A 19,003-nucleotide genomic window follows, 5' to 3' on the forward strand; every position below is an offset into this window, starting at 1 on the left:
CGCCGAGGAACTCCCCGGCGGCTACTCGGCGGCGTAGCGCTCCCGCAGCTCGATCTTGCGCACCTTCCCCGACACCGTCATCGGGAAGGCGTCCAGGATCCGCAGCGCGCTCGGGATCTTGTAGTGCGCCAACTGCCCGTCGCAGAAGGTCCGTAGCTCCTCCAGGGTGAGCGGCTCGGCGGCCTCGCGCGGGATGACGCAGGCGAGGACCTCCTCGCCGTACCGCTCGTGCGGCACGCCCACCACCTGGACGTCGGCGATCTTCGGGTGGCCGTACAGGAACTCCTCGATCTCGCGCGGGTAGATGTTCTCGCCACCCCGGATGATCATGTCCTTGATGCGACCGACGATCTCGACGTACCCGTCCTCACGCATCGTCGCCAGGTCCCCGGTGTGCATCCACCGCCCGGCGTCGACGGCCTCGGCGGTCTTCTCGGGCTCCTCCCAGTAGCCGAGCATCACGCTGTAGCCACGGGTGCACAACTCCCCCGCCGTGCCGCGTGGTCGGGTCACCCCGGTGGCCGGGTCGACGATCTTCACCTCGATGTGCGGGAGGACACGGCCGACGGTACCGGTGCGGTGCTCCAGGTCGTCGTCGCGCCGGGTCTGCGTGGAGACGGGCGAGGTCTCCGTCATGCCGTAACAGATGGAGACCTCGCTCATGTGCATCTCGGCGACCACGCGCTTCATCACCTCCACCGGGCAGGGCGAGCCCGCCATGATGCCGGTGCGCAGGGAGGAGAGGTCGTAGGAGGAGAAGTCGGGGAGGTTCAACTCCGCGATGAACATCGTCGGTACGCCGTACAGGGAGGTGCAGCGCTCCTGCTGGACCGCGCGCAGGGTGGCCGCCGGCTCGAAGGACGGGGCCGGGATGACGATGCAGGCGCCGTGGGACGTGGCCGCCAGGTTTCCCATGACCATGCCGAAGCAGTGGTAGAACGGCACCGGCACGCAAATCCGGTCCTGCTCGGTGTACGCGATCAACTCCCCTACGAAGTAGCCGTTGTTGAGGATGTTGTGGTGGGAGAGGGTCGCCCCCTTGGGGAAGCCTGTGGTGCCGGAGGTGTACTGGATGTTGATCGGGTCGTCGCAGGACAGTTCCTCGTACGGCACCGGGGTCCCACGGGCGACGAGCGCGTCCCAGCTCGGGTCGCCGATGTAGACGGTCTCCCTCAACCGCGGGCACCGGGAGCGGACTTGCTCGACCATGGCCCGGTAGTCGCTCGTCTTGTGGCTGAGGGAGGCGAAGAGCAGGGAGACACCGGCCTGGTTGAGGACGTACTCGACCTCGTGGGTGCGGTAGGCCGGGTTGATGTTCACCATGATCGCGCCGATGCGGGCGGTGGCATACTGGACGAGCACCCATTCGGGACAGTTGACCGCCCAGATGCCGACCCGGTCTCCCTTGGCGACACCGCTCGCGAGCAGCGCGTACGCCAACCGGTCGACGTCGGCGGCGAATCGGGCGTACGTCCAGCGCCGCCCGGACGGCACGTCGACGAGGACCTCGCGGTCCGGCCAGGCGGCGACCGCCCGGTCGAGGTTGGCGCCGATGGTGTCGCCGAGCAGCGGGGTGTCTGCGGTGCCGTGCGTATAGGAGAAGTCGCTCACCGGAAGTCCTCCTCGCGGTATTCCGCGTCCGAGCCCTCGGCCGTGGCCTCGCGCAGCTCGATACGGCGGATCTTGCCCGACACCGTCTTCGGCAGGTCGGCGAACTCCAGGAGGCGGACGCGCTTGTAGGGCGCGAGGACGGTCCGGGAGTGCTCGAAGAGCACCTTCGCGGTGTCCGGGCCCGGCTCCCAGCCGGCCGCCAGCACGATGTACGCCTTCGGCACCGCGAGCCGCACCTCGTCCGGCGCGGGCACGACGGCCGCCTCGGCGACCGCCTCGTGCTCCAGCAGGGCGCTCTCCAGCTCGAACGGGCTGATCTTGTAGTCGCTGGACTTGAAGACGTCGTCCGCGCGGCCCACGTAGGTGATGTAGCCGTCCGCGTCGCGTGAGCCGATGTCGCCGGTGCGGTAGAAGCCGCCGGCCATGGCCTCCGCCGTACGGTCGGGGTCGCCGTGGTAGCCGGTCATGACGCCGACGGGGTGGTTGGAGAGGTCCAGGGCGATCTCGCCCTCGTCGGCGTCGGGGGTGCCCGTGACGGGGTCGAGGAGGACCACCTTGAAGCCGGGGCCGGGCCGGCCCATCGAGCCGGTCTTCAGTTCCTGGCCGGGGCTGTTGGAGACCTGGACGGCGGTCTCGGTCTGGCCGAAGCCGTCGCGGATGGTGACGCCCCAGGCGCGCCGCACCTGCTCGATGACCTCGGGGTTGAGGGGCTCACCGGCGGCGACGACCTCGCGGGGCGGGGTCCGCAGCTGGGTCAGGTCGGCCTGGATGAGCATGCGCCACACGGTGGGCGGGGCGCAGAAGGTGGTGACGCCCGCGCGCTCCATCTCGGACAGCAGCCGGGCAGCGTCGAAGCGGGCGTAGTTGTGGATGAACACGGTCGCCTCCGCGTTCCACGGGGCGAAGAGATTGGACCAGGCGTGCTTGGCCCAGCCGGGCGAGGAGATGTTGAGATGGACGTCGCCGGGTTTCAGTCCGATCCAGTACATGGTCGCCAAGTGGCCGACGGGGTACGACACATGGGTGTGCTCGACCAGTTTGGGCCGGGCGGTGGTGCCCGAGGTGAAGTACAGCATCAGCGGGTCGGTGGCATTGGTGGCGCCGTTCGGCTCGAAGCGGGCCGGGGCCGCGTAGGCCCCCTCGTACGGCCGCCAGCCGTCCACCGTGCCGCCGACCGTGGTGCGGGTGTAGCGGCCGGGTACGTCGTCGAACTTGGCCGCGTCCTCGGCCCGTACGATCACGTGCTTGACCCGGCCGCGGTCCACCCGGTCGCGCAGGTCGGCGGGGCCCAGCAGCGGGGTGGCGGGGATGACGACGGCGCGCAGCTTCATCGCGGCGAGGGCGGTCTCCCACAGCTCGGCCTGGTTGCCGAGCATGACGAGGACGCGGTCGTCGGCGCGGACGCCCCGGTCCCGCAGCCAGTTGGCGGCCCGGGACGAGCGTTCGGACATCTCGGCGAAGGTGAGCCGGGTCTCGGTGCCGTCCTCCTCGACGATGTGCAGCGCCGTGCGGTCGTTCCCACGTGCGATCACGTCGAACCAGTCGAGCGCCCAGTTGAAGTACTCGGGGCGCGGCCAGGTGAAGCCCTTGTAGGCCGTGGCGTAGTCCTCACGATGGGCCAGCAGGAAATCCCGGGCCGCCCGGAACTCGTCCGTGGCGCTCGTCCTCGCCGACATGTGTCCTCCTCATTGCCGGACCGTTGCCTGACATCGTGTAATGCGTGATACACGTCTCACTACCCCCGAACGGGGGTGCGCCGCGCGGAAGGGGGCGAGTTCGTGGCACTGGATCCCTCGGATTCCGTCGGGACGGCTTCGTCCGGGCGGGCGGACATGCGCGGCTCGCTGAACCGGTTGCGGCGGGCCACCGGGCTGCCGCTCGCCTTCGCGGGACTGATCGAGCCCGGGCAGGGGCAACTGCGCATCAGTGAACTCCAGGGCAACCGGACGACCGCGCTCCAGGGCCTGGCCGTGCACTCCGGGAACGGCCTCGGCGGCAAGACGGTGGCCCTGGCCCGGCCGTGCTGGGTGACCGACTACTCCGTCTCGCGCCAGATCAGCCACGAGTACGACGCCGCGGTCGCCGCCGAGGGCATCCGCTCCGTCCTGGCCGTCCCCGTCGTCGTACGGCGGCAGGTGCGCGGGGTGCTCTACGGCGCCCTGCGTGCGGCCCAGCCGCTGGGCGACCGTGTCGTGGGGGCCGCGCTGGACGCGGCGCGGGACGTGGAGCAGGCGCTCGTGGTGCGGGACGAGGCACGCAGTCTGCTGGCCGCGACGCGAGTGCCCGACGAGGCCTCGCCCGGGGTGTGGGAGGAGGTGCGGGAGGCGCACGGGGTGCTGCGCGCGCTCGCTCCACGCATCGACGATCCGGAGCTGCGGGCGGAGCTGCTGCGGGTGTGCGGGCGGCTCGCCGGCGTGGCCCGCGGGGAGAACACCGGGCCGGACGGCGTCCCCCGGGTCGCCCTCACGCCGCGCGAGATGGATGTACTGGCCGGTGTCGCGACGGGCGCGACGAACGTGGTCGCCGCGGATCGTCTGGGGCTGCGCCCCGAGACGGTGAAGGCGTATCTTCGCTCGGCCATGCGGAAGCTCGGGGCGCATACGCGTCTGGAGGCGGTGATGGCTGCCCGCCGGGCGGGGCTCTTGCCGTAGCGCGCTCGGGCCGGCCGGGTCGACGCCACAGGGGGTACCCGCCCTGTCCCCCTGCGGGTTCGTCGTGGCTGATCGCGCGGTTCCCGCGCCCTTACGGGGTTCGGTGAGCGTCAGCTTTCATGTAACAGGCATGTGAAATTCCCTATGCCGTACCCTTCCTGTTATTTCACTCACCAGGGCTACGTTCCGAAATTCAAAGACTGGACGCCTAATATTGGCCCGGACACGACACGAGGGGAGCGGTGGCCCGTGCGACGGGAGTTCAAGGAGCCTGGGAGACCCCGCCCCGACCTGGTCATAGGCAGGGAGGAGCTGTTCGCGGGAGCCCGTGAGCAGCTGGCGCGCGGCGGCAGCGTGCTCGTGCACGGTTCCGCGGGCATCGGCAAATCGACCGTCCTGCGCGCCCTGGCCGCCGAGTACGACGAATCGGCACGGACGGTGCTGCGCTGCTCGGCCACCGAGTCCGAGTCGCACCTGCCGTTCCTCGCGCTGACCGATCTGCTCGGGCTGGTCGTGGACGAGGTGTCCGACCAGTTGCCCGCCCCGCAGCGCACCGCACTGGAGTCCGCGCTCACCGGCCGTGGCGAGTCCACGCTCCAGCGTGACGGGCTCGCCCTGCGGCTGGCGGTCCTGTCGACCCTGCGCGCGCTGGCCGCGAAGGGCCCGGTGCTGATCGTCGCGGACGACCTCCAGTGGCTGGATCCGGCCAGTGTCGAGCTGCTCGGGTTCGCCGCGCGGCGGCTCGGCGAGATGCCGGTGCGCATGCTGTGCGCCGTACGTACCTCGACGGACCCCCATGGTCACGAGCAGGACAAGTATCTACGCGCGTCCCCGCCCGACACCCTCGCCCTCCGGGTCAACCCGCTGTCGCGGGCGCATGTCGCCGAGCTGCTGGAGAACCGCGGCTACACCGGTCTGCCCCGCTCGACCGTGCGGGACATCCACCGCACCAGCGGCGGCAACCCGCTGTTCGCCCTGGAGCTGGGCCGTGCCCTCGCCGACAGCCCGACACCGCCGCGCCCGGGCGAGCCGCTGCCCGTGCCGACCTCGCTGCGGACCCTGGTCCTGAACCGGCTGGACATGCTCTCGGCCGAGGCCCGCCGCACCCTGCTCGTCGCCAGCGCCGGAGCCCGGCCCACGGTGGCCCTGCTGCGCGCGGCCGGGCGGGAGAACGCCGAGGCGGAGACCGCGCGGGCCGTGGAGCTGGGGTTGCTCGCGCCGGAGCGGGAGGGGCCGCGGGTGCGGTTCGCGCACCCCCTGGTGTCGGCCGCGCTGTACGCCGAGGCGACCGCCCAGGAGCGGCGGGCCGCCCACGCCGCACTGTCCACCGCCGCCGTCGACCCCATCGAGCGGGCCCGGCATCTGGCGCTGGCCACCCATGGCACCGATCCGCAGGTCGCCGGGCAGCTGGGCGAGGCCGCGGCCGTGGCCCGGGACCGGGGGGCGCCCTCGGTCGCCGCCGAGCTGGGGCTGCTCTCTGCCCGGCACACGCCGGCGGAGGCGACGCCCGGCCCGGACGAGCGGCGGCTGCAGGCCGCCGAGGACGCGCTGACCGCCGGGGAGAACGACCTCGCCCGTGACATCGCCCGCGAGGTGCTCAGCCGGGCGACCGAGCCCGCCGAGCGGGTACGGGCCTGGATGGTGGTGATCGACGCGGCCGGGCAGTCCATCGCCGAGGTCGACGCGGTCTACCCGCAGGCCCTCGCCGACGCGGGCGACGATCCCCGGCTGCTCGCTCTGGTCCGCTACCAGCTGGCCTGGCGCGCGCTGGTCATCGACGGCGACTTCGCGGAGGGCCGGGAGGAGGCCTCGCACGCGGCCGAACTGGCCGCGAAGGCCGGCGACCGGCGCACCGAACTGCTCGCCCTCGCTTTCCAGGCACAGGTCGAGACCCTGATGGGGCACCCGGACGCGCCCATGACCATCAAACGGGCGCTGAAGGAGCCGCAGGACCCGCAGCTGGCCTGCCATCACAACGGGGCCGGCGCGACCCGCTTCCGCTGGCTGCTGATGAGCGACCAGTTCGGCGAGGCCCGGGCCACGGCCACCTCGCTGCTGCGGGAGGTGCGTCGGCGCGGCATGGTCGAGAGCGAGGTGCACTACGTGCGCTTCCTCGCCGAGATCGAACTGCGCACCGGGCACTGCGGCCGGGCCCTCGACCTCGCCCGCGAGGGCTACGGTCTCGCGCGGGACTCCGGCATCGGCGAGGGTGCCTCCGCCATGCTCACGTCGTACGCGGAGGCCGCCGGCGGTGATGTGGAGCGGGCCCAGGCCCTCGCCCGGGAGGCGGCGGAGCGTGCCGAGCAGGACGGCGACCTGATGTATCTCTCCCGCGCCCTGGGCGCCCTCGGGCACGCCCGGCTGGTGGCGGGGGACGCTCCCGGGGCGGTGCAATCGCTGCGCCGCGTACGGGAGTTGGAGGACGGCCTGGGGGTCACGGACCCCGCCCGGGGCCGCTGGCACGGCGACCTCGCCGAAGCCCTGGTGCGGGTGGGCGAGTTGGCCGAGGCGCAGGACGTCATCGACGTCACCCGGCGGCAGGCGCTGCGGCTCGGCCGCGAGGGCGTGCTCGCCGTCCTCGACCGGGCGGAGGCGCTGGTGCGCGCGTCTCGGGGTGAACACGACGCTGCCGTACGGCAGTTGACGTCGGCTCAGGACAGGCTGGCCAAGCTGGGGTACGGCCTGGAGGAAGCACGGTCCGCGTACGCCCTGGCGGGGCTGCGCACCCTCCCGCAGGCTCATGGCCTCGCCCGGCCCGGGGGGACTGCCTCGCCCGGGCCGGCCGCGTACGACGAGGCGGCCCGGCTGTTCCGCCGCTGCCGCGCGCTGCCGTGGCTGCGTCAGGTGGAGCAGGCCGCCGTCGCCCCGGCGCCCCCGCCGCAGCCCGCGATCGCCCCGTCGGCGCTGGACGCCCTCGCCGTGCTCGCGGCGACGGAACGCCAGGTCGCGGAGCTGGTCATGGAGGGTGCGACCAACCGGGAGATCGCCGGCCGACTGTACATCAGCGTGAAGACGGTGGAGGCGACACTCACGCGGGTCTACCGGAAGCTGGGCATCCGGTCGCGTGTGGACATCGTGCGTCTGGCGGCGGGACACCGTACGAACTGACCTCCCCGGGACCGGCTGACGAGCCCCTCCCGGGGACCGGTGCGCGCAGCGACCTTGCGGCTCCAGCCTAGGCTCAAACCCCCGCCCGGGTCATCGAGGGTTTTCCCTCCCCAACTCCCCTAGGGGGATCCCCCCTTGGGGAGGGATCACTCCGGCTCATAGTTTTTGTGACGTGCCCACGCCAGGGCATACAGACCGGCCCGCTGTCCCCGCTCGGCTCCCCCGAGCGGGGGCGGCACCGCGGGCTCTGTGGCCCACCCCCCACCCGCGCGTCCCCCCACCGGCAACCCCCATGAGGAGAACCATGTTCGGGTTCAACCGCGCCAAGAAGTCGATGGTCGCCGCCGCGGCCACCGCTGCCGCCGCCGCGGGCGCTCTGCTCACCGCGCCCGGCGCCGTCGCCGCTCCCCAGCCCATCGTCGGCGGTACGACCACCACCGCGAGCGCGTACCCGTACGTCATGCAGATCACGAACGCCTCGCAGAGCCAGTTCTGTGGCGGCACCCTGGTCTCGCCCACCAAGGTCGTCACCGCCGCACACTGTGTGGACGGCAGATCGACCTCCAGCACCCGCGTGGTGGGCGGCCGTACCTACCGCAACGGCACCAACGGCACCGTCAGCCAGGTCACCGACATCTGGGTGCACCCGAACTACACGGACGCCACCGCGGGCGACGACGTCGCCGTGCTGACGCTCGCGACCTCGATGCCGTACACCCCGATCGGCTACGTCTCGTCGAGCCAGACCTCCGTGTACGCGGCCGGCACCACCGCCCGCATCCTCGGCTGGGGCACCACCTCCTCCGGCGGCTCCTCCTCCAACCAGCTCCGCACCGCGACCGTGCCGATCGTCGCCAACTCGGTCTGCGGCAGCTCCAGCTCCTACGGCTCCGAGTTCATCGCGAGCGACATGGTGTGCGCCGGTTACACCTCCGGCGGCGTGGACACCTGCCAGGGCGACAGCGGCGGTCCCCTGATCATCGGGGGCGTCCTGGCAGGCATCACTTCCTGGGGTTACGGCTGCGCCGACGCGCAGTACCCCGGTATCTACACCCGGCTGACGACGTTCTCGAACCTGGTGACCGCGGAGGTCAACTCCTAGCGGAGATCGACTCCCAGCGGTCCCGGCCCCTCCGAGGCCCGACACCCGGAAGACTCCTGAGGCACACCCTCAGGTGATGACCAGGGGGCGCTGCGAACCTGCCACGAGCGGTTCGCAGTGCCCCCTCTCCATGTGGTCAGGCCGCCACGGTGCCGAATCGGATGTCGTACGAGCCCTCTCCGTGCAGCGCCCTGAGGGTGTGCGCGGCCTCCTGCACCAGGTCGCCCCGCTGCCGCTCGGTGAGGCGGCCGAAGGGTTCGAGGGTGAGGACGTCGGCGTCGAGTTTCCAGATGCCGGCCAGGAACCCGTCGACGAGGAAGGTGCGGTACGCCTGGTTCCCCTGCCAGGAACGGCCCTTGAGGTCCGGGGGCACCACGCGGGAGCGGTCGCCGTGGGAGAGGAGCAGGTTGTCGAACTCGGGGAGCAGGCGGGGCGGAGCGGGGGTGTCCGGGTCGGGGCGGGGCGCGTCGGGGAGGTCGAAGAGTTCGGTGCCGTTGTCGTCGCGGAAGGTGAGCAGCTCCGGGCGCAACCGCTCGAACGCCTCGCGCAGTCGGGTCAGTCCAGCCCAGGTCTGCATGTCCTTCACGGAGGCGGGCCCGAAGGCGGTGAGATAGCGCCGGACGACGGTCTCGGGTGCGGGGGCCGGTTCGGTGGCGCGACCGAGCCAGTGTTCGGCGGTGGTCAGGGCGACCTGCCCGCTCTTCCCCCACAGGCCGCGCGGGGTGACCTGGACGAGCGGCAGCCGGCAGCGCGCGGCGAGACCGAGGGCGAACGGGTCGGCGTCGGGCCACTCGACGAGCAGGGCCTCGCGCAACTGCTTGAGGGTGCGCGGCTCGTCCTCGACGAGTTCCCGGGCGATGACCGCGAGCCGGTCGAGGTCGACCCCGGCCAGTCCCTTGCGGAACAGGTTCAGCTCCCGCTCCCTGGCCGGCTGCACCAACGGCCGCAGGGTGAGGCAGTCCTCGGCGGTGTGCGTGTGGATCGTGGACCGCATGGTGACGATGCGTACGACGGCCCGGTCGGCCATGAGCGTCGACAACTGCTCGGGGGCGAAGTTGTCCAGCCGGGCGGCGAGCGCGTAGTAGGGCGGCTGGACGTTCTGTGCCTGCAGGCCGAGAAGGTGCTCGACGGCGTCATGGGCAGAGACGGGCGCCCGGTGCAGCAGGAGCTGGCGGGCCAGGGTCGCGCGGTTGAGGGCGTGGGTGCCGAGCCGGGGTGCGGTCTGGGTCGCCTTGTTCGTCATGAGGTGCACGCTAGCGGGGGATGCGGACAGGCGCTGTCCTCGATGGGCCGGGTTCCTGGTCCGGGGCGGGTGCGGGCGGCGTTCCGGCGGGTGCGGTCCGGGTTCCGGGCGGGTGGGCCGCATTCCGGGCGGGTGCGGGCCGCGTTCCGGCCTTCGGCCCGGGGTCGCTCTGGCGGTGCAAGGGGAGCCGGGCCCGGCAGCGGAACCCACCCCGGCAAGGTGGTTCCGGAATGCCGTCGTGGCGGTCGGAGAGTAGCGTCGTAGATGAGGCGCCGTACTGATGTGCCACCTGCGCGGGCGGCGCGGGCGTCTCCCACTCTCCCGTGACGGCAGCCGAACTCTCCCGTGACGGCAGCCGAGTCGGCGGAATCTCCGGGGGCGCGGGAGAGCGACACCTTCCCGACAACCCGAGGAGTCACCGTGTCCGGGGAACTGCTCTTCTACAGAAGCGACAACGGCGTCATCGCCACCGGCCGACTGGACAGCGACGGCTTCTTCACCGGCCTCGCCGACGGACAACTCAGCGAGGACTGGTCCCACATCGTGGCGACAGGACGGGAACTCCTCTTCTATCGCGGCGACAACGGCGTCATCGCCACCGGCCGGCTCGAGAGCGACGGCACCTTCACCGGCCTGGCGGACGGAAAGCTCAGCGACGGCTGGACCCACATCGTCGCCCTCGGCCGTGAGCTCTTGTTCTACCGGTCCGACAACGGCGTCATCGCCACGGGCCGGCTGGACAGCAACGGCATCTTCACCGGCCTCGCCGACGGACAACTCAGCAGCGGCTGGACCCACATCAACGCTCTCGGCCGCGAGCTCCAGTTCTACCGCTCCGACAACGGGGACATCGCCACCGGCCGCATCAACACCAACGGCATCTTCACCGGCCTCGCCGACGGACAACTCAGCGACGGCTGGACCCACATCAACACCCTGGGCCGCGAACTCCAGTACTACCGCTCCGACAACGGAAAGATCGCCACCGGCCGCATCAACACCAACGGCATCTTCACCGGCCTCGCCGACGGACAACTCAGCGACGGCTGGACCCACATCAACGCTCTCGGCCGCGAGCTCTTGTACTACCGCTCCGACAACGGGGACATCGCCACCGGCCGCATCGACACCAACGGCATCTTCACCGGCCTCGCCGACGGCCGACTGAGCCCGAACTGGAAGATCATCACCGGCGTCGCATGAGTGTCACCGGCGGAGACAGGAATAGCCGCAGGCCCGCCCCGCGTTGCCGCGATCATGACGACGAATGCCCCGCGGCCCGAGGTGCTGCGATACACCGCCTTCTCCAGCGCCCCCGACGGAGGAAACCCCGCCGGTGTCGTCCTGGACGCCACCGCCCTGGACGACAGCGACATGCTGGCCATCGCCGCCGACCTCGGATACTCGGAGTCCGCGTTCCTGACCGCGCCGCCGGAGGGCCTCGGCGGTCAGGAGGGACGGGCGTACAGCATCCGTTACTTCAGCCCCAAGGCCGAGGTGCCGTTCTGCGGGCACGCCACCGTCGCGACCGCCGTCGCGCTCGCCGAGCGGATGGGCCCCGGGGAACTGGTGTTCGCGACGCGCGCCGGCACCGTACCGGTGGAGGTGACCGAGGAGGGCGGGACGGTCAGGGCCACCCTCACCAGTGTCGAGCCGCACATCGAGGAGATCGCCGACGCCGACCTCGCGGAGGCGCTCGCCGCGCTCGACTGGCCGGCCGCCGACCTCGACCCCGCCTTCCCGCCCCGTATCGCGTTCGCCGGTGCACGTCATCTCGTGCTCGCGGCGGCGACCCGTGCGCGCCTCGCGGATCTGGCGTACGACTTCTCCCGGCTCGAAGCCCTGATGCACCGCTTGGACCTGACCACCGTCCAGTTGGTGTGGCGGGAGTCGGCCACCGTCTTCCATGTCCGTGACCCGTTCCCCGTCGGCGGCGTCGTCGAGGACCCGGCAACCGGCGCCGCTGCCGCCGCGTTCGGTGCGTACGCCCGTGAACTCGGCCTGGTCCCCAAGGACGCCGTCCTCACCCTGCGTCAGGGCGAGGACCTCGGCCGACCCGGCGTGCTCACGGTGACGCTGCGCGCGGGCGACCCGCGCGTCCGCGTCGGCGGCACGGGAACACGCATCAGCTGAGGCGCGAGCCGTGACGGCAGGACATGGCAGGGACGGGAAGGGCAGGGAAGGGCGGTCAGACACAGGCCTTCCCTGCCGTCACGCTCATACCGGCTGTCAGCCGTTGATGGCGAAGAAGATCGTGTCCTGGTTGTACCAGTCGATGTTCTTCGTGGCGTACTCCCATTCGGTGTGCTCGACCTCGAGTTTGTCGATGATCTGCTGGACGTCGTACCGCAGGCCCTGCTCCATCCGGTCGAGCACGGCCCGGTAGGCGTCGGCTGCGGGCTTGGCCTTGGCCAGCGGGAACATGCCTATGTGCGGGCCGTCCACGGGATAGGGGATGAAGAAGGGGATCTCGTCCGGCGGACCGGAGAACACGTGGTCGTGCAGGAGCAGTTCGGTGCTCACTCCCAGGCGGCGCAGTTCGTCGTCCACCACGCCGAAGAAGGTGGAGGGCTTGGAGTACACGCCCAGGTCGGAGGGATCTGACCCGTTGCAGTCGATGATGTGCTGCAGGGCGCGGTAGTAGGCGCCCGCCGCATACTCGGCGTCCGAACTCGCGTGACCGGCCACGAGGTGGTCCAGTGCGTCGGGGATGGACAGGCCCCAGTCGATGCCCTGGTGGTCGAGGGAGAGCTGGCTCTGCTGTGCCATCTCGCGTATCGAGCCGAGGACCCGTCGCTGGTCGGGGGTGAGGTTCCCGCCCGCTCCGAGGAAGGCCAGGACGTCGGCTTTTTCAGCGGTGTTGTACGAGATGATCCGGCTCATGATGGCCATGCTGCCAGCAGCCACTGACAATCGACGCGCGCGGCCTGCGCCCACCGGCTCCCGCGGCGTTTGCCCCGTATATCCTGCTCGTTGATCACATAGTCGTACGTGCAACTCGGGAGGCATCCGCGATGGCCGATCGACGCGCCCGCCCGGCCCCGAAGGGCGCCGGACCCGTCTCGAAGGGTGGCCGGAAGTCCGTCTGGCGCCGCGCGCTGCCCCCTCCGTCGACACCGCCCGCCGGATCCACACCCCCGAACCCGAAGCCGGCGGCTCCGGTCACGGCCGAGCGGGCGGCCAGCGTCGTCGAGGCGGCCCTGTACCAGGACGGCGTACGCGTCTCCTCCCCCGACACGCTGGCGGAGACCTACCGTGAGCTGCGGGAGGCGCCGTCCGGGATGGCGTGGATCGGGCTGGCCCGGCCGACGGAGGATGAACTCCTGTCCCTGGCAGCCGAGTTCGACCTTCACCCGCTCGCCGTCGAGGACGCGATGGAGGCCCATCAGCGCCCCAAGCTGGAGCGGTACGGCGACACCCTCTTCGTCGTCCTGCGCGCCGCCCGCTACCTCGACGCACCCGAGGAGGTCGACTTCGGCGAGCTGCATGTCTTCGTGGGGCCCGACTTCGTCATCACGGTCCGGCACGGCGCGGCGCCCGACCTCTCGGCGGTCCGCCACCGGATGGAGGAGACCCCGGAACTGCTGAAGCTCGGCCCCGAGGCTGTCCTCTACGCCATCCTCGACGCGGTGGTCGACGGCTACGCGCCCGTCGTCGCCGGAGTCCAGAACGACGTCGACGAGATCGAGACGGAGGTCTTCCGGGGCGACCCCGAGGTCTCCCGCCGCATCTACGAACTCTCCCGCGAAATGGTCGAGTTCCAGCGCGCCACCCGCCCCCTCGCCGGCATGCTCCACGGCCTCATGGCCGGCTTCACCAAGTACGAGACGGACGAGGAACTCCAGCGCTACCTCCGCGACGTCGCCGACCACGTCACCCACACCAGCGAACGCGTCGACGGCTTCCGCCAGGCCCTCACTGACATCCTCACGGTCAACGCCACCCTCGTCACCCAGCAACAGAACGCGGAGATGCGCGCGTTGGCGGAGGCGGGCTTCGAACAGAACGAGGAGATCAAGAAGATTTCGTCTTGGGCGGCCATCCTGTTCGCGCCGACGCTGGTCGGGACGATCTACGGGATGAACTTCAGGCACATGCCGGAGTTGCACTGGGTGCTCGGATACCCTTTCGCGATCGCCCTAATGGGGCTTGTTTGTGCCAGTTTGTACTTCATCTTCAAGCGGCGAGATTGGCTCTGAGTAACCACCGGGTGAGTGCCCACTCCATAGATCGGAGACCCCCGATCGCGGACATCTCGAACGCCTCCGAGAGCGCTGGGGAGAATCTGGGGAGAATCAAACGCGCTCCGCTTCGCCGTTTCCTCCCCCGCTGGCAGCGCCAGCCTCGATCAGGTCTTCACGCAGCCCCAGCCACTGGAAGCACCGATTGTCACTCAGAGTAAGCGGCTTGCCGGACGGCGGAATGCCAAGGAGGGACGCAGCGATGCTGCGCCCCTCCTTCTCGCGGGCTTCGAGTAATCGTTTCTTCTATGTGGCCACAGCGACCTCAGAAGGGCGGCCCAGCAGGGCGTCGATGGCACCACGCCCCTTACCACCGGCCTCGGGCATGAAGTGGGCGTAGTAGTCCAGGGAGATGGTCGGGCTCGAGTGGCCGAGCCAGCGGGCCAGGGTGACAACGAACTCGCCCGATTCGAGGATGATCGAGGCGTACGTGTGCCGGAGCACGTGGAAACCGTCCTTGCGGGACGCCTTCCAGCGCTCGTCCTTCTCCCTCATGGGGATGACGCCAGCAGCCGCCAGGGCAGGCTCCCAAACGTCGACGTTGAAGATATTCGCGCGGATGGCATTGCCGTACATCGTGGTCAGGATGAGCGGGACCGGGCACCCGCCTCTCGTGCAACCCACTTCAACGAACACTGGGGCAGGAGCTGCTGGCACCCTCTCACGTCGAGAGCGATGATCCGCCCCTGGGGCTCTGACGGCTGCCGCAGCGCCCCAGGGACATCAATCCACTGTGACTTTGATCGGTAATTGGCGGGTGCCGCAGCCGGACCTGCTGGTCACGTAACGCCTTTGATCTCTGGTTGGCGGGTCCTTTGATTGACAGTTGGCGGCTCGGAGACCCCGAGCAGTCACTCAGCGTGAGGAGGTCTCCGCCCGCTGACGTGGATCAAAAGTGTGTAGCGATGCCGAAAACGCGGCGGAGTTGTGCCATGTCGTGACGATCGCGTTCCGAGGGCTCGTAGCCCTGGTGGAAGTAGACCTGCTGTTCGGCGGACAAGCACGGGACTGACGTCCCATGGATGGTGCCCGTCACGAAGCATGAGGACGGGTAGGTGAATGGACGCTCGGGTTCGGGTGATGCCTGCACTGCTGAGCCGTCGTCGGCGAAGACCAGCGGGTGGAGGTCAATCTCGCGTCCGTCCGGTGCCGTCACGACGAATCGGATGGGCCTCCAGTTCAGGGTCTCAACGAAGCCAGCCTCATGGAGGGCTGCCAACACGGCGTTTTCCTGGTCCTGCCGATGCATCAAGTCCAGGTCGCGGTGGTCTCGCGTCTGCTCGCCGATCAGAGAGTCGATCCCCCATCCCCCACCGATCCAGACGCCGGCCTGCGCCTGTCGTAGCAGGGTCAGAACGAACAACACGTCGTCAGCTGTCATCACCTGACGCAGACTAGAAGCGTCCGTCCAGGGCCGCGAATGAATTCCCCGTCGGGCCGGCGACCGGAGGGGGCCATACCTCGATCCACTTGCTTGTATCGGAGGTGTTGCCGTGGATGCCCTGGGGGGGATCAGCCCCCTGTGCGGGCGAGGAACCTGGCGCGCACCTCAGCGGCGAACTTCCTGTTCTTGGCGGCGCGTTGGCGGGATTCGACGGCCCGGCGCTCGAACCACTCGTCTCGCTGCGCGGTGAACTCGGCCATGCGGGCGTCGCGCTGCTCGTACATCTGTCGGCGCAGCGGGTCGAGCCCGGTCCGGTCGGCCGCCGGGAGGCCCGCTATGCTGGGGCCTTCCGCCTTGCGGGGAAGGCGCTGCCTGTCCGGTCGCGGAGATCTTCACCGCCTCCGGCCGCACCCTCACCCTGCCCGTCTACCTCGTCGGCGACGGCCCTTGGCACGTGCAGATGGGAGCCACAGGGCCTGGCCGGCGTCGCCCCTGGACCCCGGAGCGGTCGGGAAGAGGGCAACGTGGCCTCCGCCGCGTACACGGTCGGGGCATGGGATCTGACACCGCCGGAACCGCTTGTTGGCGACACGGCGACCCGAGCGGCAGGAGCTATCGGATAGCCAGAAACTCATCGACCCGGTCGGCACGACTGGCGTGCCGACCGGGTCGATGATGCCGGCGGGCGGGGACTGCGCTGAGTCAGTCGGTCAGGTTACCCATCTTCCAGATGGTCATGGACTTGACGACACTGCCGTCGCCGAAGAGCCGCAGGCCGAGAGAGTCCTGCCGGAAGGGGTAGGCGCGGGTGGTGATGGACTTGTGCGCGTTCGCGTATGCCTCGATCATCGAGCGGTCCAGTAACACATCCAGTGACAGTTCTCCGTTGGAGAGCGTCAGCGGACCTTTCTGGATGCCCAGGTTGGCGTCGACGCTGGAGTTGTTTCCGGATCGTGTTCGGTCGACGCCCAGCTGTCCGGCCGGGGAGTCGTAGAACAGACGGGTCCGTTCTTCGTCACCGGGGCTGCGCAGCACGTCGAGTCCGAAGGTGCCGGCGCTGCCCCGTTCCAGGGTCAGCTTGATGTGGAGCATGTCCCCCTTGATGTCTGCCAGGCGCGCGTTGGCGTCGGCGACGGAGGCCGGTTCGCTGATGTTGAGGAGTGGTTCGCCCACATGGAGCCGGGAGACCTCCTCGACCGGGCCGACTCCCAGGTCTCCGTCAGGTCGCGTGGACAGTTGGACGGGGAGTCCGGCGTTGTGGGCCCAGCCGGCGTCGTAGTGGGCGCGCTCGGTGCGCCGGTCCTGCGCGATGCTGAAGACGAGGGAGCGCCCCTTGTCGTCGACCGTTCCGCTGGGCCCGGTGAAGTGATCGCCGTAATCGAGCAGCTTGGGCTCGGTGGTGTCGGGTGTCCATCGGCGGGCCTGGGCGTCCCAGGTGCCGACCCAGTAGTAGACGTACTTGCTGCTGTAGTCGGCGGGGCCGTCGGGGAAGGACGGGTTGACGAGCAGTGCCCGTCGCTGGCGTCCCTGGTCGTCCTTGCCGATGGGGAGGAAGGTGGGGAGCTCCCAGACCTGGCCGGTCTTGGGGTGGGCCGCCACGTCACCGACCATAGAGGCCCCGAGTAGGTCCAGTCGGTGAGGTTCTTGGAGGTGTAGAGGAGCGCCGTCCCGCCGACACTTTGGCCTGAGGTGGTCTGGACTCCCGAGCCGACCAACTGGAACCATGTGTCGCCCTCCTTCCACACGTCCTGGTCGCGGAAGTCCCCGAAGCGGACCTTCCGTCCGGCGCCGACGTCCAGATCGGCGCTCTGGCTGGTCACCAGGGTCGGGTGCATCTTCCACTCCACCAGGTCCGGGTCGCCGGGGTCGACGGGGCGTGCGAGTCCGGTTGCCTGATTGGGGCGCTGGGAATCGTTGCCGGCCGTGAACAGCAGGACGGGGACACCGTTCTCGTCGAGGGTCGTGTCGCCGGACCAGACACCGTCGGGTGCCACACTCCCCGCGGTGGGGGCGAGGGCGACGGGCAGGTCGCGCCAGTGCACCAGATCCTCGCTGACCGCGTGCCCCCAGCCGATGTTGTGCCAGTAGGGGCCGTGGGAGTTGTGCTGGTAGAACAGGTGGTACTTGCCGTTGACCTGGATGGGGGCGTGGGGCTCGTTCATCCAGTGGTTGGGGGCCGAGAAGTGGTAGCCCGGGCGGTAGCGGTCGCCGTCGTAGCGTGAGCGGTCCATGGCCATACGGGCTTCGGGGATGCTGCCCCCGGCGAATGTCCGCATGTCCTGCTTGTGGCCGGCTCGCACGGATTCGGCGGTGAGCGCGTCCGTGTGGACCTTCACCTCGTCGACCAGGCCGTTGAACATGTTCACGGCAAAGGTGCCGTTGATGATGGCGGGCTGGTTGTGGCGGCCGATGAGCAGGGGAACGTCGGCCTTGGCCAGGCGGGCCGTGGCGGGGATGGCTGTCCGGGCGACCCGCTCGCCGTTCAGGTACAGGCTGATGGTGCCCTCGCTCGGAGCGAAGACCGCCGCGATGTGCGCCCACTTGCCCGCGGCCAGAGCTGCCGCCTGGGGAACCGCTGTCTCGTACCAGGCGTCACCGGTGCCGATGCCGAACTGCCACATGCCGTGTCGGCCGACGCCGAGCGAGAATCCTCGGCGTGCTGCCTTGTCCTGCTGGTTGACGATGGCCGAGGGCTTGCCTTCGTCACCCCATTCGAAGGCGCGCGGTGCGACCCAGGCTTCGACGGTCATGCCGTCCGTGGGGAGCTGTGTTTGCGATGCGGCGCGGGTGACCCAGGTGGAGTAGCCGTCGAAGAGAAGGGCGCCGGAGAGAACGCCGTCCTCTTGCCGTTTGGTACGCCACAGTGGGTCGCTGTTCGGCTTGTAGACCGCGTTGTTGAAGACGTAGCTGATGGGGTCCGCGCTCTGGCTGATCCGCTCCGTGGTCGCGGTGCCCTGGCCCTCGGCGAAGTCCCAGTAGGCGGCGAGTCCCGCAAGGCCCGGGTCCGGAGCCTTGTCCAGGCCGACTCTCACGTCGTCCAGGTTGATGTGTCCCCAGCCGCCGGTGGCCTGGTCGACCGCCGTGATGCGTAACTGCTCGCCCAGGTGCTTTCGGGCGTCCCAGGTGACGCGGCGGTACGCCTCGTCGTCGGTGCCGGTGGCCTTGTGCAGGACGGTGCCGTCCAGTGTCGTCAAAGCCACGTACAGCTGGTCGTCGTTACGGCCGCCGGAAACCAGGACGCTGACCATTCCGGTGCCGGTCAGGGTGAACGGCTCGGAGGTGACGGTGCCCGTGGGGGCATCGCCGCCGCCCGCGAATCCCCACAGGTGGTAGGTGCCCTGCTGGTTGAAGCAGCAGCCCCATCCCCAGCCCGGCTGGTTGGTGACTGATCGGTTGAAGGCGGTTCCTGTGGTGCTCCAACCGCTCAGGTCGCCCGTCTCGAAGCCGGGGTTGGACAGGGTGCTCTCGCTCGCGCCGGCCTGCCCCGACAGGAGGGGTGTCGTCATGCCGAGACATGCCACGAGGACGAGCAGTATGCGTAGCAGGCTGCCCGGGGGCCCTGTCCTGGATGTCGCTGGTGAACGCGTGCGCATGCATACCTCCGGTGATGTGGTGAGGTGTGTTGAGCAGGCTGATCAGTGCGTTTCCTGGTCGCGGGCCCAC

The 19,003-nt window shown here is 69.9% G+C and carries 14 protein-coding genes and 2 pseudogenes; 6 read left to right on the forward strand and 10 right to left on the reverse strand.

Annotated features, from left to right (window positions below; translation table 11 throughout):
* Positions 1 to 21 precede the first annotated feature (21 nt).
* Together ACWD26_RS22030 and ACWD26_RS22035 are read right to left on the reverse strand one after the other, a co-directional pair.
* Positions 22 to 1,611, reverse strand: a complete 1,590-nt coding sequence (locus ACWD26_RS22030; RefSeq protein WP_451272521.1) for an AMP-binding protein — start codon at positions 1,609 to 1,611, stop codon at positions 22 to 24.
* Positions 1,608 to 3,287: an AMP-binding protein gene (locus ACWD26_RS22035; protein ID WP_451272523.1), complete on the reverse strand. Its 1,680-nt coding sequence runs from the start codon at positions 3,285 to 3,287 to the stop codon at positions 1,608 to 1,610. The genes ACWD26_RS22030 and ACWD26_RS22035 overlap by 4 nt, the downstream gene beginning before the upstream one ends.
* Positions 3,288 to 3,389: 102 nt before the next feature.
* Here ACWD26_RS22035 and ACWD26_RS22040 point away from each other — a divergent pair, with 102 nt between their 5' ends.
* The 3 genes from ACWD26_RS22040 (at position 3,390) to ACWD26_RS22050 (ending at position 8,472) form a co-directional block, all read left to right on the forward strand.
* Positions 3,390 to 4,262, forward strand: a complete 873-nt coding sequence (locus ACWD26_RS22040) for a response regulator transcription factor (protein WP_451272525.1) — start codon at positions 3,390 to 3,392, stop codon at positions 4,260 to 4,262.
* A gap of 249 nt (positions 4,263 to 4,511) precedes the next feature.
* Positions 4,512 to 7,370, forward strand: coding sequence for a helix-turn-helix transcriptional regulator (locus ACWD26_RS22045; protein WP_451272527.1), 2,859 nt, complete (start codon positions 4,512 to 4,514; stop codon positions 7,368 to 7,370).
* Between the two features lie 304 nt (positions 7,371 to 7,674).
* Entirely contained in the window at positions 7,675 to 8,472 is a 798-nt protein-coding gene (locus ACWD26_RS22050; RefSeq protein WP_451272529.1) for a S1 family peptidase, read from the forward strand.
* Between the two features lie 136 nt (positions 8,473 to 8,608).
* On the opposite strand, the gene ACWD26_RS22055 is transcribed toward ACWD26_RS22050, so the two are convergent.
* Positions 8,609 to 9,715 carry a winged helix DNA-binding domain-containing protein gene (locus tag ACWD26_RS22055; protein WP_451272531.1) on the reverse strand — a complete coding sequence of 369 codons (1,107 nt, stop codon included), beginning with the start codon at positions 9,713 to 9,715 and terminating at the stop codon, positions 8,609 to 8,611.
* Between the two features lie 420 nt (positions 9,716 to 10,135).
* Between ACWD26_RS22055 and ACWD26_RS22060 the strand changes: the two genes are divergently transcribed.
* Together ACWD26_RS22060 and ACWD26_RS22065 are read left to right on the forward strand one after the other, a co-directional pair.
* Positions 10,136 to 10,918: a hypothetical protein gene (locus tag ACWD26_RS22060; protein ID WP_451272533.1), complete on the forward strand. Its 783-nt coding sequence runs from the start codon at positions 10,136 to 10,138 to the stop codon at positions 10,916 to 10,918.
* A 54-nt stretch (positions 10,919 to 10,972) separates the two neighbouring features.
* Positions 10,973 to 11,848: a PhzF family phenazine biosynthesis protein gene (locus ACWD26_RS22065; RefSeq protein ID WP_451272535.1), complete on the forward strand. Its 876-nt coding sequence runs from the start codon at positions 10,973 to 10,975 to the stop codon at positions 11,846 to 11,848.
* A 96-nt stretch (positions 11,849 to 11,944) separates the two neighbouring features.
* Here ACWD26_RS22065 and ACWD26_RS22070 read toward each other — a convergent pair whose 3' ends face one another.
* Complete coding sequence (locus tag ACWD26_RS22070; protein WP_451272537.1) at positions 11,945 to 12,598, reverse strand: DUF7691 family protein; 654 nt, start codon at positions 12,596 to 12,598, stop codon at positions 11,945 to 11,947.
* Between the two features lie 131 nt (positions 12,599 to 12,729).
* On the opposite strand from ACWD26_RS22070, the gene ACWD26_RS22075 reads away from it, so the two are divergent.
* A complete protein-coding gene (locus tag ACWD26_RS22075; protein ID WP_451272539.1) occupies positions 12,730 to 13,914 on the forward strand; it encodes a CorA family divalent cation transporter in 1,185 nt (394 codons plus the stop codon).
* A 288-nt stretch (positions 13,915 to 14,202) separates the two neighbouring features.
* On the opposite strand, the gene ACWD26_RS22080 is transcribed toward ACWD26_RS22075, so the two are convergent.
* The 6 genes and pseudogenes from ACWD26_RS22080 to ACWD26_RS22105 all read right to left on the reverse strand — a co-directional run.
* A complete protein-coding gene (locus ACWD26_RS22080) occupies positions 14,203 to 14,451 on the reverse strand; it encodes an integrase (protein WP_451272541.1) in 249 nt (82 codons plus the stop codon).
* A gap of 394 nt (positions 14,452 to 14,845) precedes the next feature.
* Positions 14,846 to 15,337: a nucleotidyltransferase domain-containing protein gene (locus ACWD26_RS22085; RefSeq protein ID WP_451272763.1), complete on the reverse strand. Its 492-nt coding sequence runs from the start codon at positions 15,335 to 15,337 to the stop codon at positions 14,846 to 14,848.
* 131 nt (positions 15,338 to 15,468) lie between these two features.
* Positions 15,469 to 15,624, reverse strand: coding sequence for a hypothetical protein (locus tag ACWD26_RS22090; RefSeq protein WP_451272543.1), 156 nt, complete (start codon positions 15,622 to 15,624; stop codon positions 15,469 to 15,471).
* A 418-nt stretch (positions 15,625 to 16,042) separates the two neighbouring features.
* Complete coding sequence (locus ACWD26_RS22095) at positions 16,043 to 16,432, reverse strand: GH32 C-terminal domain-containing protein (RefSeq protein ID WP_451272765.1); 390 nt, start codon at positions 16,430 to 16,432, stop codon at positions 16,043 to 16,045.
* Positions 16,433 to 16,624: 192 nt separating this feature from the next.
* Positions 16,625 to 17,065 (reverse strand): annotated as a pseudogene (locus ACWD26_RS22100) (hypothetical protein); the annotation flags it as partial.
* Positions 16,966 to 18,933 (reverse strand): annotated as a pseudogene (locus ACWD26_RS22105) (LamG-like jellyroll fold domain-containing protein); the annotation flags it as partial. The pseudogenes ACWD26_RS22100 and ACWD26_RS22105, both read right to left, overlap by 100 nt.
* Positions 18,934 to 19,003 lie beyond the last annotated feature (70 nt).

Source organism: Streptomyces sp. NPDC002787 (assembly GCF_053592095.1).

Coding starts and splice junctions, on each gene's coding strand:
- ACWD26_RS22095 (WP_451272765.1), bottom strand. CDS start 16,432: ATGCTCCACATCAAGCTGACCCTGGAACGGGGCAGCGCCGGCACCTTC.
- ACWD26_RS22055 (WP_451272531.1), bottom strand. CDS start 9,715: ATGACGAACAAGGCGACCCAGACCGCACCCCGGCTCGGCACCCACGCC.
- ACWD26_RS22065 (WP_451272535.1), top strand. CDS start 10,973: ATGACGACGAATGCCCCGCGGCCCGAGGTGCTGCGATACACCGCCTTC.
- ACWD26_RS22070 (WP_451272537.1), bottom strand. CDS start 12,598: ATGAGCCGGATCATCTCGTACAACACCGCTGAAAAAGCCGACGTCCTG.
- ACWD26_RS22050 (WP_451272529.1), top strand. CDS start 7,675: ATGTTCGGGTTCAACCGCGCCAAGAAGTCGATGGTCGCCGCCGCGGCC.
- ACWD26_RS22075 (WP_451272539.1), top strand. CDS start 12,730: ATGGCCGATCGACGCGCCCGCCCGGCCCCGAAGGGCGCCGGACCCGTC.
- ACWD26_RS22035 (WP_451272523.1), bottom strand. CDS start 3,287: ATGTCGGCGAGGACGAGCGCCACGGACGAGTTCCGGGCGGCCCGGGAT.
- ACWD26_RS22080 (WP_451272541.1), bottom strand. CDS start 14,451: ATGAGGGAGAAGGACGAGCGCTGGAAGGCGTCCCGCAAGGACGGTTTC.
- ACWD26_RS22085 (WP_451272763.1), bottom strand. CDS start 15,337: ATGACAGCTGACGACGTGTTGTTCGTTCTGACCCTGCTACGACAGGCG.
- ACWD26_RS22090 (WP_451272543.1), bottom strand. CDS start 15,624: ATGTACGAGCAGCGCGACGCCCGCATGGCCGAGTTCACCGCGCAGCGA.